We start from the raw sequence: 14,259 nt of genomic DNA, 5'->3' as shown, positions 1-14,259 counted from the left end.
GTATGCTGTAAGGCAAATCCATTCTATCAGGTCGCACGCATGATCCTGCAATCTATGCTGCTCAGCCTGGCCATGCTAGGCCAAGGCTCATATGACATCAATGAGCAACAGATAAACCAGTACCTGCAATCTCAGGTGCAAGTCGACAAACAGCTGGAGCTGCTGGGCATCATCAAGGCCCATGTGACGCTTGAGCAGAGCGACGTCCAGATCGGTCGCCAACGCCCCGATACCGCCCGGGTCTATGGCAAGGGCAAGCTCAAAATCGCCCTGCCAGACAATACCGAATATGACGCCCGCCTGCAGATGACCTATGAGGCGAGACCCCGCTATGACAAGAGCCAGAGCGCGCTGTTTCTCGATAACATGAAGCTGGTGGAGTACAAGCTGGAGCCGGAGGCGGCCGAGAAGAAGTTCGGGCTGATGCTCAACATGCTACTGCAGAGCATGGAGAAGCGGCTCGAGACCAAACCGGTCTACAAACTCAATGACAAGGACCCGGATCAGGCCTGGCTGAAGGAGAATCTGCTGGGGCTGGAGCTGTCACCGGGCAAGATCCACCTGCTGACCAAACCTCGCTAAATCGCTCAATTCAGGAGGGGCTGGGTGGTATCCCGTACCAACAGCTCCACCTGATACCCCTGCTGCTGTTGCCGCTCGTAGAGGGAGAAAAGCGACCCGCTCAATTGATTGAGGGGCATATCGGCAAACCCGGCCTTGAGATAGAAAGGCTTCTCGAAGGGCTGCGCCTGACAGACCACAGGTTTGTCCAACAGACCGTGACAGGCGTGCTGCAGCAGCCGTGACCCCAATCCCAGCGACTGGTAGTGGGGCAACAGGCGAAAGCCGCACAGATGGTAAAACTCCTCCTCGTCCCGCAACCGAACCGCCCCCACCAGCCAGTGAGCATCACGTACGACAAAGATCCGCTCGGCCAGATCCGGCACATAGTGGGAAAACGTCGTCTCGTAATAGTCCCTGATAAGGGAGAGGTCGGCGTCGCAGTACTCTTCGAAAGTGAGTTCCATCGCCAGCTTGCTTGTCACAGACAAATCCTTTGATAATCAGTTATTAGTGCCAGATACGGTGCGCTAATCCGACCACATGACGCCAGCACGATAGCATGCCTTTCGTCAACAAAAAAGCGGACGTCGTGGGCAGCTTGCTTACCCGGTGGAAGAGGCCATTACCCACCGCCTGACGGCCAAAACCGTGCTTTATGATGACAATCCTTTATTGCGGCGGATACTTTGATCCCGGTCACCGAATCGGATCATTTGCCCCCTGTTGGCCGCTTGTTCTGCCCTCGTCATGATGCTTTACTCAACATGGTCATCACAAGAAGGAGTATTAGGGTTGAAAGCATGGATGCTGGCAGGCCATATGTTGTTGATCCCCCTGAGCGGATGGAGCCAGACTCCCCCCCCCGCGGAGGTGATCTTCCTGACCGCAGCTCCCTCCCCCTTGCGTCCGGTCAAAGATGCCACTCCCGTCCCACAACCCGACACAGCTCAAACAGCGGCAGTCGCCACCAACGGCAAGAAGCAGATCCAGGTCTATAAATCGGTGCAACAAAACGGGGTGGTTCGCTACTCCGATATGGCACCCGAACAGGGCCATTACGAGCTGTTGCTGTTCAACGACTGCTTCGCCTGCGATCCCAAATCCAGCGTCAACTGGCAAACTACAGGGCTGTTTCTCTATGACTATGCCAGCACCATCAAGGCGGCCGCCAAAACCTATCAGGTTGAGCCTGCGCTGATCCGGGCGCTGATCCATGCGGAATCGGCTTTCAATCCGCTGGCGGTCTCCCGCAAGGGGGCGATGGGGCTGACCCAGCTGATGCCCGCCACGGCGCGGGAGTTGGGGGTCGGCAATGCCTTGCTGGCGGAGCAGAATATCTTCGGCGGGGTGAAATACCTGGCGGGACTGCTCAAGCAGTATGATGGCAACGTGGCGCTGGCGACCGCGGCCTACAATGCCGGTGCGGGCGCCGTACAAAAACATGGCGGTATCCCGCCCTATGCGGAAACCCGTGCCTATGTGGAGCGTGTCCAGCTCCTTCACCTGCGCTACAAAGAGATGCTGCAGGCCAAAGGGCTCTGAGGTTAGCCTCGGTTAATGCTCTTTTCTCGCCCCTCCAGAAACAAAAAACACGCCCGCAGGCGTGTCGATACCACACTTTGTTTCGCAAATGATTACTTCTGCTCAGTCGCCACCAGGCGATAAGCCAGCGCACCCAGAATGGCACCGACAATCGGGGCAACCCAGAACAGCCACAGCTGGCTGATGGCCCAGTCACCGACAAACAGCGCAACACCGGTACTGCGGGCCGGATTGACCGAGGTATTGGTCACCGGAATGCTGACGAGGTGGATCAGGGTCAGGCACAGACCGATGGCGATCGGCGCGAAACCGGCAGGCGCACGGCTATCGGTGGCGCCCATGATGACGAACAGGAAGAAACCGGTCATCACCACTTCACACACCAGTGCGGCAGTCAGACTGTAACCACCCGGAGAGTGCTCACCGTAGCCGTTGGAAGCAAAACCGGCAGAGAGATCAAACCCGGCCTGACCGCTGGCAATTACGTAAAGCACGGCAGCAGCGGCAATGCCACCCAACACTTGCGCCACGATATAAGGCAGTACACCGGATGCCGGAAAACGACCTCCCGCCCACAGACCGACGGTCACTGCCGGATTGAGGTGGCAACCGGAGATATGGCCGATGGCAAACGCCATGGTCAGCACAGTCAGACCGAAAGCCAGCGAGACCCCCAGCAGACCAATCCCGACGTGAGGGAAGGCTGCAGCCAGCACGGCACTGCCGCACCCGCCCAATACCAGCCAGAAAGTGCCCATAAACTCAGCAGCAACAGGTTTCACATTATTTCTCCCATTTGAGATAACACCGAACAAGACCCGAGAAGGGCCCATGCTTGAACAAGCGCTGCATTATGGGAGTGTGAGTCCAGATTGCGAACCCGGCAGGCAGGGCTCACTCAATGTGACATTCGTCACAATTAGTTGATTAGATAAGGGATTTATCATTAAGACAGCTGGCTGCACGTCTCATGCTCAAGGGCGTCATGCGACAACTTGTGACACCGTTTAACTCGGTTGCTCATCCCTTGAGCGATAAAAACGGAGGCGTGGTCAGTCTCCTGCAGGGGCAAAACGGCTGACAACCTGCCCCTGATGCTCAATCCACTCCATAAACATGGCGACGGGACGGGCATAGACCTGACCATCCTGCTCGGATTGATAAATGACCAGCTGCTCCTGGGTTTCGGTATACAAAGCCAGGGCAAGCACTTGATAGTAACCCCCCTTGAAGTGGCGATAGCGGCCTGGAACGGGTGCTTGCATGGGAAAACCTCGCAGAAGTGAACGCCGATGAGCGAACCACATAAAGATGACACCATGGGTGCCATTCAACTCATCGAAAAGGGGGACGAAGACGATTTTTTACACAAGCCAATCGTGCCACATGATCCGGATATTGCAACACAGTCAGGCAGCATTGTTAATTCGTTCCCCATGTTTCACTAGTTAACCTTGGCTAGCACCAAAGATCGTGCTGAATTTAACGTTCTAGCAACCCTGTTTTAGGGCTAAAAATCAGGGAACTCTTCTAAAAAGAGGATTGTTCTAGCATTCAATTCTGTGAAGAATAGGGGAAAAGAAATTTGATACTAAAAATCGCCTTTTTCGCCAACGCGTCCCTGTGGGGAAGGAATCACACTCACCATGTTCACAATCGACAAGTCGCACAAGCTCGACGATGTCTGCTATGACATCCGCGGCCCGGTGCATAAAGAGGCTCGCCGTCTCGAAGACGAAGGCCACCGCATTCTCAAGCTCAACATCGGCAACCCGGCCCCGTTCGGCTTTGATGCGCCGGAAGAGATCATCAAGGATGTGATCCTCAACATGCCGCTGAGCCAGGGCTACTGCGACTCCAAGGGGCTCTTCTCTGCCCGTAAAGCGGTGATGCAGTACTACCAGCAAAAAGGGATACGCAAGGTCGATATCGACGACATCTACATTGGCAATGGCGCCAGCGAGCTGATCGTGATGGCGATGCAGGCGTTGCTCAACAATGGCGACGAGATGCTGGTGCCCTCCCCCGACTACCCGCTCTGGACCGCCGCCGTCACTCTCTCCGGTGGCCATGCGGTGCACTATCGCTGCGACGAAGGGGCTGACTGGTACCCGGATCTCGACGATATCCGCGCCCGCATCACCCCGCGCACCCGCGGCCTGGTGCTGATCAACCCCAACAACCCGACCGGTGCCGTCTACGGCAGCGAGTTCCTGCTGGAAGTGATCGAGATCGCCCGCCAGCACAACCTCATCATTTTCGCCGACGAGATCTACGACAAGATCCTCTACGACGATATCTCCCACACCAGCGTCTGCACCCTGTGTGACGATGTGATGGTGGTGACCTTCAACGGCCTCTCCAAGGCCTACCGCGCCTGCGGCTTTCGTCAGGGCTGGATGGTCATCACCGGCCCCAAAGGCCGTGCCCGCGGTTACATTGAAGGGCTGGAGATGCTGGCCTCCATGCGGCTGTGTGCCAACGTGCCGATGCAGCACGCCATCCAGACTGCGCTTGGCGGCTACCAGAGCATCAACGAGCTGATCCTGCCGGGCGGCCGCCTGCGCAAGCAGCGGGACAAGGCGTGGGAGCTCTTGAACGAGATCCCCGGAGTCTCCTGCGTCAAACCCAAGGGAGCGCTCTACATGTTCCCGCGTCTCGACCCCAAGGTGTATGACATACGCGACGATCAGAAGATGGTGTTCGACCTGCTGCAGCAAGAGAAGCTGCTGCTGGTGCAGGGCACTGGCTTCAACTGGCCGGCACCGGATCACTTCCGGCTGGTGTTCCTGCCCCGCGAAGAGGAGCTGGAGGATGCCATCGGCCGCCTCGCCCGCTTCCTTAAGGGCTACAAGCAGTAAGCAAGGCTCAATTTCTGGCCCTGAAACAGGGCCAGAAATTCTCCGCGTTCTTCTTGCAATCCCCACGAGACAGCACATCGGAGAGATTCTCTCTTAATGACTACAAGTGTGTCTGTTTTCCAAACCCTACTCCTACTCGTGATGCTCTGTCGTCAACCCTTTCCGCATTAGACGAAAGTGCCATTTCTCAATAGTCACTGAACTTGCAGGCAATCTAGATTTGACCTAGCACCGACGTACACAGAATCGTTCTCGTTTGTGTGGCAATGGCTTTGTCTCTGTTTTAAACGCCATTTTTTGGCCATTGGTGCCATAAGGGGCTGGGCTGCCCTGTCAAATATCGGTATGGTAGAGGCACGTTACTCCCCCTCACGTGAGCACACCATGAGCCTGAGATTCAAGAAACCCGCTTTTATCGCACTGGGGCTCATCGCCCTCATTTCCGCCGCCTGGCTCGACTACTACCTGCCGGAGCACACCATCGCTACCATCACCGGGGTCGAGGTGAAGCGCACCGACAAGGATGGCCCCATCAGCCAGAAAAACCCGGCTGACGGCCCCACCACCGACGTCTATTACATCTACACCGAGCGCCCCAGCGAGAAGATCCGGGTGTTTCGCAATGAAGATACCGAGTGGGGCTGGCCCTTCTACTTCAAGTTCAACGCCGCCGACGTCCAGGCCAAGGCCAAGTCGATGGAGTTCGAGAAACGCCTGGCCATCATCACCTCCTACGGCTGGCGCGTGAACATGTTCTCCATGTTCCCCAACGTCACCAAGATCGAGAGCACAGAGCCTGACGCCTCCACCTGGAGCTTCTTCCGCTGGTTCTGGTTCGGCCTCTGGGCCCTAGTGATGGGCAAGGCAGCCATCGCAACCTGGCGCTACTTCGATCGTCTTGAGGACGAGCTATGAGTGAGCCGAGCAAGACCCGCACCAGCTTTTACCGGCGGATCTACGTGGCTTGGCTGATCAGCCAGGGCACAGATACGGTGCCTGCCATCATGGAGGCGACCGGCATGCCGCGCCGCACCGCGCAAGATACCCTGACGGCGCTGGCCGAACTCGATATCAGCTGCGCCTTCGAGCAGACCGAGGGGGCTCGCCACCTGCAGGGGCACTACCGCATCAGCGACTGGGGGCCCATCAATCCGGCGTGGATCAAGGCCCAGCTGCCGCTTATCAAGGAGACGCTGAGCTATCCCTGATCCGAGAACCGCTCTGCAATCACACTCTGCTTTAAATTAAAGAGGGGCCAGCCGGCAAGGCTGGCCCCTCTTTTTTCAGGCCGATGGCATGACAGGCGCCCTACTCGGGCATGGCCGAATCCTCAAGCTCCCCGTCAGACTCGCCGCGGGTGCAGTCGATGATGGAGCGCTTGGGGTTGTTGGGATCGCGCAAAAGCAGAGGGGCTGAGCCCTCGTCATGCTTCTGCTCGTCGCCAAACTCGCTGCCGTAGGCGTTGTGGGTCAACCGGCGGGCATTGGCGATGGGAGTATCGACAAAGAGAGCATGCACTTCGAAGCTGGAAGCGGGCACGATAAAGCCGACCACCGGCAAGCCGTGCAGCTCCTCGTGCACCTTGTACCAGGCAAAGCCATCACTCACCTTGTAGGGGGTGTAGTTGGCCAGTTGTAGATTGGCGGGCCTGCCCGTCTCATCCACATAGAGATCGGTAAATTCACAGGTCGCCAGCCCCTGCCACATCCGCTCGAATGGCGTCGCACAGCCTGTCAGTTGCAACCCGGCCAGCAGCACCAAGCCTCTCTTCCACATTCCCCGCCCCTTCTTGCAAAAATGAACCGGCGCTCAGTCAAACGCCCGCAGCCGCGTCACCAGCAGATCAATAAAGCCTGCCCGATCCAGCCCCAACAATACCAGCGCATTGGCTGGCTTGCCGGTCAGACCATAACGATCCACCACCGTCATCCCCACGGTATGCTCCCCTCTGGTCTCGATATCGACCCGGCACTCAACCCCGTGGAACAGCTCGGGAGCCAGCAACCAGGCAATGGTACAGGGGTCGTGGAGCGGTGCACCAGCAAATCCCCACTTGGGATCCCGATGGTAGATCATGAAAAAGTCGAGCAGCCCGGCCACGCACTGGGCCACCGGATTGGTGATGGCGCGCACTCGCTCGATATCCTCATCCATCACCTGCGCCTCATGGGTCACATCGAGGCCACACATGATGATGGGGATGCCCGACTTGAACACCATATCGGCCGCTTCCGGATCGACATAAATATTGAATTCCGCCGCCGGCGTCCAGTTGCCAGCCCCTGCGGCGCCCCCCATCAATACGATGCGGGCAATCTTGGGTTTGAGCTCGGGGTGTGCTGCCAGCAGCAGGGCGATATTGGTCAGCGGGCCGGTCGGCACCAGAGTCACGGGCTCCGGGCTCTCGCGCAGACATTTGGCCATCAGCTCGATCCCCGTCATCCTCTGCGGTGCAAAGGCGGGATCCGGCAACTTGGGGCCATCGAGGCCCGATTCGCCATGGACGTTGTCGGCGATAATCAACTCGCGGGCCAGCGGTTTCGGTGCCCCCGCCGCCACCGGAATATCGTCACGTCCCAGCAGGGTGAGAATGCGCAGGGTATTGTTGAGGGTCTTGTCCGGCGTCTGGTTGCCCGCGCTGGTGGTGACCGCCAGCACGTCAAGTTCAGGGCTGGCCAGCGCCAGAATGAGGGCGATGGCGTCGTCGTGGCCGGGATCACAATCGAGAATAACGGGCAGTGCCATGGGATGAGTCCTTACAACATAACAGGGAGCCATACCTTAACAAGCAAGCCTCGGATGAACTCGGGAGGGGGTCACAAAACGGGGCCTTGTTGCTGACCTGGGCGGTTTGCACGGCACACCGCCCCGCTCAACGCGGCTCACTATCAAAAGTTTGTATGGCGTCATCCCATTCATTTTCCGAGGCTGCGCACCGCCCATTCGCCCGGCCGCGCCGGTTCGGGTATGATCGCACCCCGTTTCCAGCCTGTGCCACCTATGTCCGTTATCGTCGACACCTTTATCGCCCCGCCCTGCAAGGCCGCCATCGAGATCCTGTTCGAAGATGAGCACCTGCTGCTCATCAACAAGCCGAGCGGCCTGCTGAGTCTGTCGGGCAAGAACCCGCAGAACCTCGACTCGGTTCACTATCGACTGGTGCAGGATTTCCCCGGCTGCACCCTGGTGCATCGCCTAGATTTTGGCACCTCAGGCATCATGGTGGTCGCCAGAAACAAGGCCATCAATGCCCTGCTCTGCCAGCAGTTCAGTCAGCGGGCGGTGAGCAAAGCCTACAGCGCCCTGCTCTGCGGTCATCTGGCCAGTGATGAAGGAGTTATCGACGCCCCCATCGCCAAGGATCCGTCTATTTTCCCGCTGATGAAGATCTGCGCCGTCAGTGGCAAACCCGCCCGCTCCCGCTATCAGGTGATTGAGCGGCTGGAGCAGCAGCTGCAGGGGCAGACCGTGCCTCTGACCCGGGTACGACTGGTGCCGGAGACCGGCCGCACCCATCAGCTGCGCATCCACAGTCAGCTGCTGGGCCACCCCATCCTCGGCTGCGATCTCTATGGCGGCCTGCTGCAACCCGGCTGCGAACAGGCGCCGCGGCTGATGCTGCATGCCAGCGAGCTGGATTTTGTTCATCCGGTCAGCGGCGAACCGATGCAGATCCGCTGTGAGGCGCCCTTTGCGCTGGCGCTGGCGACCATGACGGGGCAACCGGGGTAACCTGGAGCAGGGAAACAAGGGGCAGGCAAGCAGAAGAGGGGCAAAGCGGTAAACGGCGAATAAAGATAGGGGCCGCGCTTTCGCAACGGCCCCCACCCCCCACTCTTTGCGGTGCTATCAGATCAGCTTGCGGGCAGCGCCCAGTACGATCTTGATGGCATCAGATTCGGTCTTCGCCATGGTCTCGGCGTTCGGGATCTCTTGCTGGGTACGGTTGACGATAACGCCAGCCACCATACCGGCACGCAGGCCCTGGCTGGAGCACATGGTCAGCAAGGTTGCAGACTCCATCTCATAGTTCAGCACGCCCATGGCTTGCCACTCTTTCATGGAACCCTGGAAACGGCTCACTACGCGGCCGGATACGGTGTCGTAACGCTCCTGACCCGGGTAGAAGGTGTCAGAGGAGGCAGTCACACCGATGTGCAGCTTGGAGCCCATCTCTTTGGCGGTGTTCACCAGCGCGGTGGTGCAGTCGAAGTCGGCAACAGCCGGGAACTCCATCGGTGCAAAGTGCAGGCTGGCACCGTCGAGGCGCACGGAACCGGTGGTCACGATCACGTCACCCACGTTCAGGTGCGGCTGGATGGCGCCAGTGGTACCGATACGCAGGAAGGTGCGGATACCCAGCTGGGCCAGCTCTTCTACCGCGATGGAGGTGGACGGGCCACCGATACCGGTAGAGCAGATGATCACGGCCTTGCCGTCCATCTCGCCGCGCCAGGTAGTGAATTCACGATGGCTGGCCAGGTGCACCGGGTTATCCAACAGCTCTGCGATACGCTTCACGCGCTCGGGGTCACCGGGGACGATCGCCAGGGTGGCGCCTTGCAGATCCGCTTTCTTCAAACCCAAGTGAAATACATCAGACATATTGGACTCCTGGTTGCCCCCTGCCAGCATGGTCAGGGCACAAGTTAAGATGATTCTTTATGATACTTTCAAGCCTTTACCCCCCTCTTCGGGGAGGCGCCAACTATGGTCGAAAGCGCTTTCCAATTCCTTGAAGCGCCTCACACTTCCACGCATTGACAGTGACAAACATTGCGCAAAACGTTTGCTAACTCAATGAAATAATTGACAAACGTTTTTCTGCCAATCGAGTCAGATGCGAGAAAGTCAAGCCTGGTTCAGCGCTTAATTAACGACTCGTGATCGACCCCGTAAAGTTGTAAACAAGATGCTTTTGTATCCCTTTCTAGATGGTAGCCTAGATCTTAACTACCACTTAATGGCTAACTATAGGAAGTCCATCATGGCTACATTCAAGTTCTATATTCCCGCTATCAACCTGATGGGTGCCGGCTGTCTGCAAGAGGCCGCCGCCGATATCAAGGGCTACGGCTATCGCAAGGCGCTGATCGTCACCGACAAAATCCTCAACCAGATCGGCGTAGTCGCCAAGCTCACCACCCTGCTGGCTGAACATGGTATTGAAAGCGCTGTTTTCGATGAGACCAAACCCAACCCCACTACCAGCAACGTCGAAGCGGGTCTGGCCATGATCAAGGCCAACGACTGCGATTGTGTCATCTCGCTGGGTGGCGGCTCGCCCCACGACTGCGCCAAGGGCATCGCGCTGGTGGCCGCCAACGGTGGCAGCATCAAGGATTACGAAGGGGTGGATCGCTCCACCAAGCCGCAGTTGCCGCTTATCGCCATCAACACCACCGCCGGTACCGCCTCCGAGATGACCCGCTTCTGCATCATCACCGACGAAGCGCGCCACGTGAAAATGGCCATCATCGACAAGCACGTTACCCCGCTGATGTCGGTCAACGACCCCGAGCTGATGCTGGCCAAGCCAGCCGGTCTCACCGCCGCCACCGGTATGGATGCCCTGACCCACGCCATTGAGGCCTATGTCTCCACCATCGCCACCCCGGTGACCGATGCCAGCGCCGTGATGGCCATCGAGCTGATTGCCAAGCACCTGCGCACCGCAGTTCACCATGGCGATGACCTGCATGCCCGCGAGCAGATGGCCTATGCCCAGTTCCTGGCCGGCATGGCCTTCAACAACGCAAGCCTCGGCTACGTGCACGCCATGGCCCACCAGCTGGGCGGCTTCTATGACCTGCCCCACGGCGTCTGCAACGCCGTGCTGCTGCCCCACGTTCAGGCGTTCAACGCCCAGGTGAGCGCCGCTCGCCTGAAGGATGTGGCCCGCTACATGGGGGTGGACGTGAGTGCCATGAACGACGAGCAGGGCGCCGCCGCTGCCATTGCCGCCATCAAGCAACTGGCGCTGGATGTGAAGATCCCGGCCGGTCTGGAGCAGCTCGGCGTCAAGGCCGATGACTTCGATACCCTGGCCAGCAACGCCCTGAAAGATGCCTGCGGCTTCACCAACCCGAAACAGGCGAGCCACGAAGAGATCGTCGCCATCTTCCGCGCGGCGATGTGACCCTGTTAACACCTTGAATAGCGAGGGGCCGATCAGGCCCCTCTTTGCATTATTTCGTCAACACGACATCGTTGATGGAGCTCGCCAACCGGGTCAGTACAGTACGAATATTGCTTTTGGTTGCTTTGAAGGCCAGGGAGCGATCACTGGCACACTGGGCCACGAAACGGGTATCCCCTTCGAACGCCACCGTGTAGATCTGGATCCCCTTGCGTTTCATCTCCCGGCATAACAGCAACTGCTTGCGATCCCGCAATGCCGCTTCGGTCATGTGTTCCCCATCGGAAAACAGCACCATGATCTTGCGGTTATCCTGTAACCCATATGGGCGCGGCAAAGCTGCCGCCCCCTGCCGCCAGCGTCCCTGCCACTCTGGTGAAAGCAGCCGCCAACCCCACATCACCCCCTCTGCCGTGTTGGTATTGAATGCGGCATAGAGGGTATCAAGCGCCTGACGATAGTCGGCACGGGTCGCAAGATGAGGCTGGATCGGACTGACCCCGCAATCTGCATCATCGAAAATACCGAGCTTGTCACGGCGGTTTTCCAGATAGCGATCCAGCGGATTTTCTTTGGGCGCAAAGGCCAGCAAGGGCGTCCCATCGCCATAATGGGCAATGGGGGGAGGCTTGGTACTGTAAAAAAGATGGGGCCGCAGTTCATCCCGCGGAGCCTGCTCCAGTTTGCGGATCCAGCCGGGCGTGACCTCTGCCACCCGATCGATACCATCAACATGTTCCGGCAATCTGGCACAGAATGCCTTGCGTTGACGCCCTGGCACCTCCCGCGACAACAGATTGAGCCAACCACGCTCCTCTGCCAGCGTCCGCAACCCGAAGGGAATTTCGATGCTTTCGGGATGAAACAGCTCGGGATGATCGCCGATATTGACCAGCCCGGTGGCGGGAATGATGCTGACTACCCGATCCTGATTGCGCCGCTCTCGACCAAACAGCACCTCGCCAAACTCGACAAGGCCCTGCTTGATCGCCTTCATGGGTGCACCTGACATGGAATCGGAAATATCCAGCACCAGCGCGACTTCAATCCGGCTTCGTGCACTGCTGGCACGCGCAGCCGCCGCAATCGGCATCCCATCCTCCCCTTCATCTATCGCCGAGAGATCCATCAGAGCGGGAACTTTTCCCTGCAAGATCACCTGCGCCCCCTGCTCTCCCTGGTTCAGGCGGGGAGTAGCCACCTGCAGGTTACGCCCGCTCAGATTGGCCTGCATCAGCGCCTGGGCATCTTGCAAGGCTGTGTCGCTATCTGCCGCAGAGTAGATGACTGCATCGGCAGCGGCGCTGAGCAGACTCTGGCCGTTGTAACCGCGCACCAGCTCGATGGCGCCCCCGGTCAGCGCCAATACTCCGACCAGCATCAATGCGAATGCCGGAGATAAGCCGCCACGCTGTTCAGACAATAGTGGCATCAGTGAACCTCCTGAATAAAGTGGGTGGTCAACGCACGATCGCCCCACAGGCGGCGAAACATGCCCCCCCCTTCCAAATCCGGACGATAGCAAAGGGTCACCCGCATCAAGGTGCCAACCCGCAGCGGCGGCCAATTGCCCTGCCCGGCACAGCCACTTCCCTGCAACAGCGGCAACAGTTCACCACTGGCGCTGTTGTACTGCTCTATGGTCAACGCCGCTTGCCCACCATGCAGAGCCGCCAGTTGCTGCTGCACAAATCCTTGATAAAACGCCAGCTGGGAAACTGCCGCCGCATCCTGCGTGCCCCCTTGCTGGGTCACGATCTGAGTCACGTTATAGGCCACATTGTGCAACCGCTGTTCAAGGCGCAGCAGTTGCAATGCCTCGTTGCCAAAACTGAGCAGGGCCAACAGCGCGGGGATAAACAGCATCGCCTCGATGCTGATGCTCCCTCTGTTTTGTGCGGGTCGAGAGATGGTTCTGCTCATCCTGCACCACCTGCCGGCAACCGGTCAGTCAGCAACAACAAGGTGCTCTGATAACCCAGCTGGCGATCGGCCACCAGCCAGCTCGGGGTCAACAGCAAACGGGGGCGAAGTCTGGCAGTCACCTCCAGCACGGGATCGGCAGGCGCACGGGTGTCACTGCCCGGATCCAGCCCCCCCTCTTGTTGTCCCAACATGGCTGCAAGTGACACATGATGCCTGACAGTCACCTCCACCCCGGCCAATTCACCGTGCCCTTGCTTGAGTAACCGCTCCCGAATAGCGCCAGCCAAGGGAATACGCCCGGCGGCCGACTCAGCCTGCAGCTCCCGCAATGCAGCGCGCAGGCCATACTCCAGGGTGCTGTATTGCAGCTGTATCCGCAGCACATCCACCACCAGCAACAACAACGCCAGCAGCAGTGGCAAGATGATCACCAGTTCGATGCTGGCCACGCCACGCTGATGATTCACACAGACTGCCCTCTGAGTTGCGCCTTGAGCAGCCGGATATCGTGTTCCAGCTGGCTGGCACTGAGAAAGCGTGACAGGATGAGGCGAGCCTGAGGTTCATTGCCCTCGGCCAGCAGCAGCAGGGCGTAGTTCATCTCCACCTGGGGTGGCAGGCTCTGATAATGCAGCAGCGGCTCGAAGGCCTGACGAGCTGCGACCCGGTTACCCTCCATCAGCCAGCCCAATGCCAGATTGCCCCGATAGTCAGGCTCATCCGGAGCAGCGGCTACCGCCGCCTCAAACAGCGCACGCCCTTTGGCAAACGCCCCCTGCCGCAGACTGGCTACCCCCAGCCCATTGCTGAGCCGGGCCCGTGCCAGCGGTGTCAGCTTCGGCAAGGCGAGTCCTTGACGATAAGCGGTTGCGGCCTCCTCCGTACGACCATCATCGAGCAGGAACTTGCCCAGATAATTGGCCGCCTCCGGTGCCTGCTTGCCAGCGCGGTCGAGCAGCTGTTGCAGGCCATCGCGTGCGGCCTGCTTTTTATCTTGCTGATAACGGGTTCGCGCCAGCATCAGCTGCGCCTCTTCCAGCGAGGCATCACTGCTCAAGAGCGCCAGATAGAGGCGTTCCGCCTTCTCGTACTGGGCAGAATCAAAAGCAGCCTTGGCCACCGCCATGCCATTGCTTTGACTCTGCGCCGATGCATCACCATGGCTGCTGCATCCCGCCAGCAGAAGCAGCGAGATAAAAATGAGGTAATAGCTTGATTTCATATCCG

At 58.8% G+C, this 14,259-nt stretch carries 17 protein-coding genes; 7 read left to right on the top strand and 10 right to left on the bottom strand.

Translation table 11 applies throughout. From position 1 onward, the window contains the following. Nucleotides 1-39 precede the first annotated feature (39 nt). Nucleotides 40-582 carry a DUF1439 domain-containing protein gene (locus tag AB5Y86_RS03110; RefSeq protein ID WP_368192112.1) on the top strand — a complete coding sequence of 181 codons (543 nt, stop codon included), beginning with the start codon at nucleotides 40-42 and terminating at the stop codon, nucleotides 580-582. A 5-nt stretch (nucleotides 583-587) separates the two neighbouring features. Here AB5Y86_RS03110 and AB5Y86_RS03105 read toward each other — a convergent pair whose 3' ends face one another. Further along, nucleotides 588-1,028: a GNAT family N-acetyltransferase gene (locus tag AB5Y86_RS03105; RefSeq protein WP_368192145.1), complete on the bottom strand. Its 441-nt coding sequence runs from the start codon at nucleotides 1,026-1,028 to the stop codon at nucleotides 588-590. Nucleotides 1,029-1,368: 340 nt separating this feature from the next. Here AB5Y86_RS03105 and AB5Y86_RS03100 point away from each other — a divergent pair, with 340 nt between their 5' ends. After that, the gene (locus AB5Y86_RS03100) at nucleotides 1,369-2,106 is read left to right on the top strand and encodes a lytic transglycosylase domain-containing protein (RefSeq protein ID WP_058059920.1); all 738 of its coding nucleotides are present in this window, start codon (nucleotides 1,369-1,371) and stop codon (nucleotides 2,104-2,106) included. 92 nt (nucleotides 2,107-2,198) lie between these two features. Here the strand turns inward: AB5Y86_RS03100 and aqpZ are convergent, their stop codons facing one another. Both aqpZ and AB5Y86_RS03090 read right to left on the bottom strand, forming a co-directional pair. Next, the gene (aqpZ, locus tag AB5Y86_RS03095; protein ID WP_005361747.1) at nucleotides 2,199-2,888 is read right to left on the bottom strand and encodes an aquaporin Z; all 690 of its coding nucleotides are present in this window, start codon (nucleotides 2,886-2,888) and stop codon (nucleotides 2,199-2,201) included. A 270-nt stretch (nucleotides 2,889-3,158) separates the two neighbouring features. After that, nucleotides 3,159-3,371, bottom strand: coding sequence for a DUF1653 domain-containing protein (locus AB5Y86_RS03090; protein ID WP_368192110.1), 213 nt, complete (start codon nucleotides 3,369-3,371; stop codon nucleotides 3,159-3,161). Between the two features lie 381 nt (nucleotides 3,372-3,752). Here AB5Y86_RS03090 and AB5Y86_RS03085 point away from each other — a divergent pair, with 381 nt between their 5' ends. From AB5Y86_RS03085 to AB5Y86_RS03075, 3 genes are all read left to right on the top strand, one after another. Continuing rightward, complete coding sequence (locus AB5Y86_RS03085; RefSeq protein WP_368192108.1) at nucleotides 3,753-4,967, top strand: pyridoxal phosphate-dependent aminotransferase; 1,215 nt, start codon at nucleotides 3,753-3,755, stop codon at nucleotides 4,965-4,967. A gap of 384 nt (nucleotides 4,968-5,351) precedes the next feature. Next, nucleotides 5,352-5,882, top strand: a complete 531-nt coding sequence (locus AB5Y86_RS03080) for a DUF1523 family protein (RefSeq protein ID WP_368192106.1) — start codon at nucleotides 5,352-5,354, stop codon at nucleotides 5,880-5,882. Next, on the top strand, nucleotides 5,879-6,175 hold the full coding sequence (locus tag AB5Y86_RS03075; RefSeq protein ID WP_368192104.1) for a helix-turn-helix domain-containing protein: 297 nt from the start codon (nucleotides 5,879-5,881) through the stop codon (nucleotides 6,173-6,175). Before AB5Y86_RS03080 ends, AB5Y86_RS03075 begins: the two co-directional genes overlap by 4 nt. Nucleotides 6,176-6,275: 100 nt before the next feature. Here AB5Y86_RS03075 and AB5Y86_RS03070 read toward each other — a convergent pair whose 3' ends face one another. Next, the gene (locus tag AB5Y86_RS03070; RefSeq protein WP_005350434.1) at nucleotides 6,276-6,743 is read right to left on the bottom strand and encodes a hypothetical protein; all 468 of its coding nucleotides are present in this window, start codon (nucleotides 6,741-6,743) and stop codon (nucleotides 6,276-6,278) included. 33 nt (nucleotides 6,744-6,776) lie between these two features. Further along, on the bottom strand, nucleotides 6,777-7,712 hold the full coding sequence (gene rihA, locus AB5Y86_RS03065; protein WP_368192102.1) for a pyrimidine-specific ribonucleoside hydrolase RihA: 936 nt from the start codon (nucleotides 7,710-7,712) through the stop codon (nucleotides 6,777-6,779). Between the two features lie 222 nt (nucleotides 7,713-7,934). Here rihA and AB5Y86_RS03060 point away from each other — a divergent pair, with 222 nt between their 5' ends. Then, on the top strand, nucleotides 7,935-8,699 hold the full coding sequence (locus AB5Y86_RS03060; protein ID WP_323930402.1) for an RluA family pseudouridine synthase: 765 nt from the start codon (nucleotides 7,935-7,937) through the stop codon (nucleotides 8,697-8,699). Nucleotides 8,700-8,816: 117 nt separating this feature from the next. On the opposite strand, the gene udp is transcribed toward AB5Y86_RS03060, so the two are convergent. After that, a complete protein-coding gene (gene udp, locus AB5Y86_RS03055) occupies nucleotides 8,817-9,572 on the bottom strand; it encodes a uridine phosphorylase (RefSeq protein WP_005337975.1) in 756 nt (251 codons plus the stop codon). A gap of 382 nt (nucleotides 9,573-9,954) precedes the next feature. Between udp and yiaY the strand changes: the two genes are divergently transcribed. Then, entirely contained in the window at nucleotides 9,955-11,106 is a 1,152-nt protein-coding gene (gene yiaY, locus AB5Y86_RS03050) for an L-threonine dehydrogenase (RefSeq protein ID WP_368192099.1), read from the top strand. Between the two features lie 49 nt (nucleotides 11,107-11,155). On the opposite strand, the gene AB5Y86_RS03045 is transcribed toward yiaY, so the two are convergent. From AB5Y86_RS03045 to AB5Y86_RS03030, 4 genes are read right to left on the bottom strand one after another with little or no spacing between them, the layout of a single operon-like run. Then, nucleotides 11,156-12,538 carry a pilus assembly protein FlpL gene (locus AB5Y86_RS03045; RefSeq protein ID WP_368192098.1) on the bottom strand — a complete coding sequence of 461 codons (1,383 nt, stop codon included), beginning with the start codon at nucleotides 12,536-12,538 and terminating at the stop codon, nucleotides 11,156-11,158. After that, on the bottom strand, nucleotides 12,538-13,029 hold the full coding sequence (locus tag AB5Y86_RS03040; RefSeq protein ID WP_368192097.1) for a pilus assembly protein FlpK: 492 nt from the start codon (nucleotides 13,027-13,029) through the stop codon (nucleotides 12,538-12,540). The genes AB5Y86_RS03045 and AB5Y86_RS03040 overlap by 1 nt, the downstream gene beginning before the upstream one ends. After that, nucleotides 13,026-13,499 (bottom strand): TadE/TadG family type IV pilus assembly protein, encoded by a 474-nt coding sequence (locus tag AB5Y86_RS03035; RefSeq protein ID WP_005359316.1) that lies wholly within the window; start codon nucleotides 13,497-13,499, stop codon nucleotides 13,026-13,028. The genes AB5Y86_RS03040 and AB5Y86_RS03035 overlap by 4 nt, the downstream gene beginning before the upstream one ends. Continuing rightward, entirely contained in the window at nucleotides 13,496-14,254 is a 759-nt protein-coding gene (locus AB5Y86_RS03030) for a lipopolysaccharide assembly protein LapB (RefSeq protein WP_110302836.1), read from the bottom strand. The genes AB5Y86_RS03035 and AB5Y86_RS03030 overlap by 4 nt, the downstream gene beginning before the upstream one ends. Between the last annotated feature and the right edge of the window lie 5 nt (nucleotides 14,255-14,259).

It is taken from the genome of Aeromonas sp. s8 (assembly GCF_040907785.1).
GTDB lineage: Bacteria > Pseudomonadota > Gammaproteobacteria > Enterobacterales > Aeromonadaceae > Aeromonas > Aeromonas veronii.
This window is presented reverse-complemented; position numbering and strand designations above follow the sequence as displayed.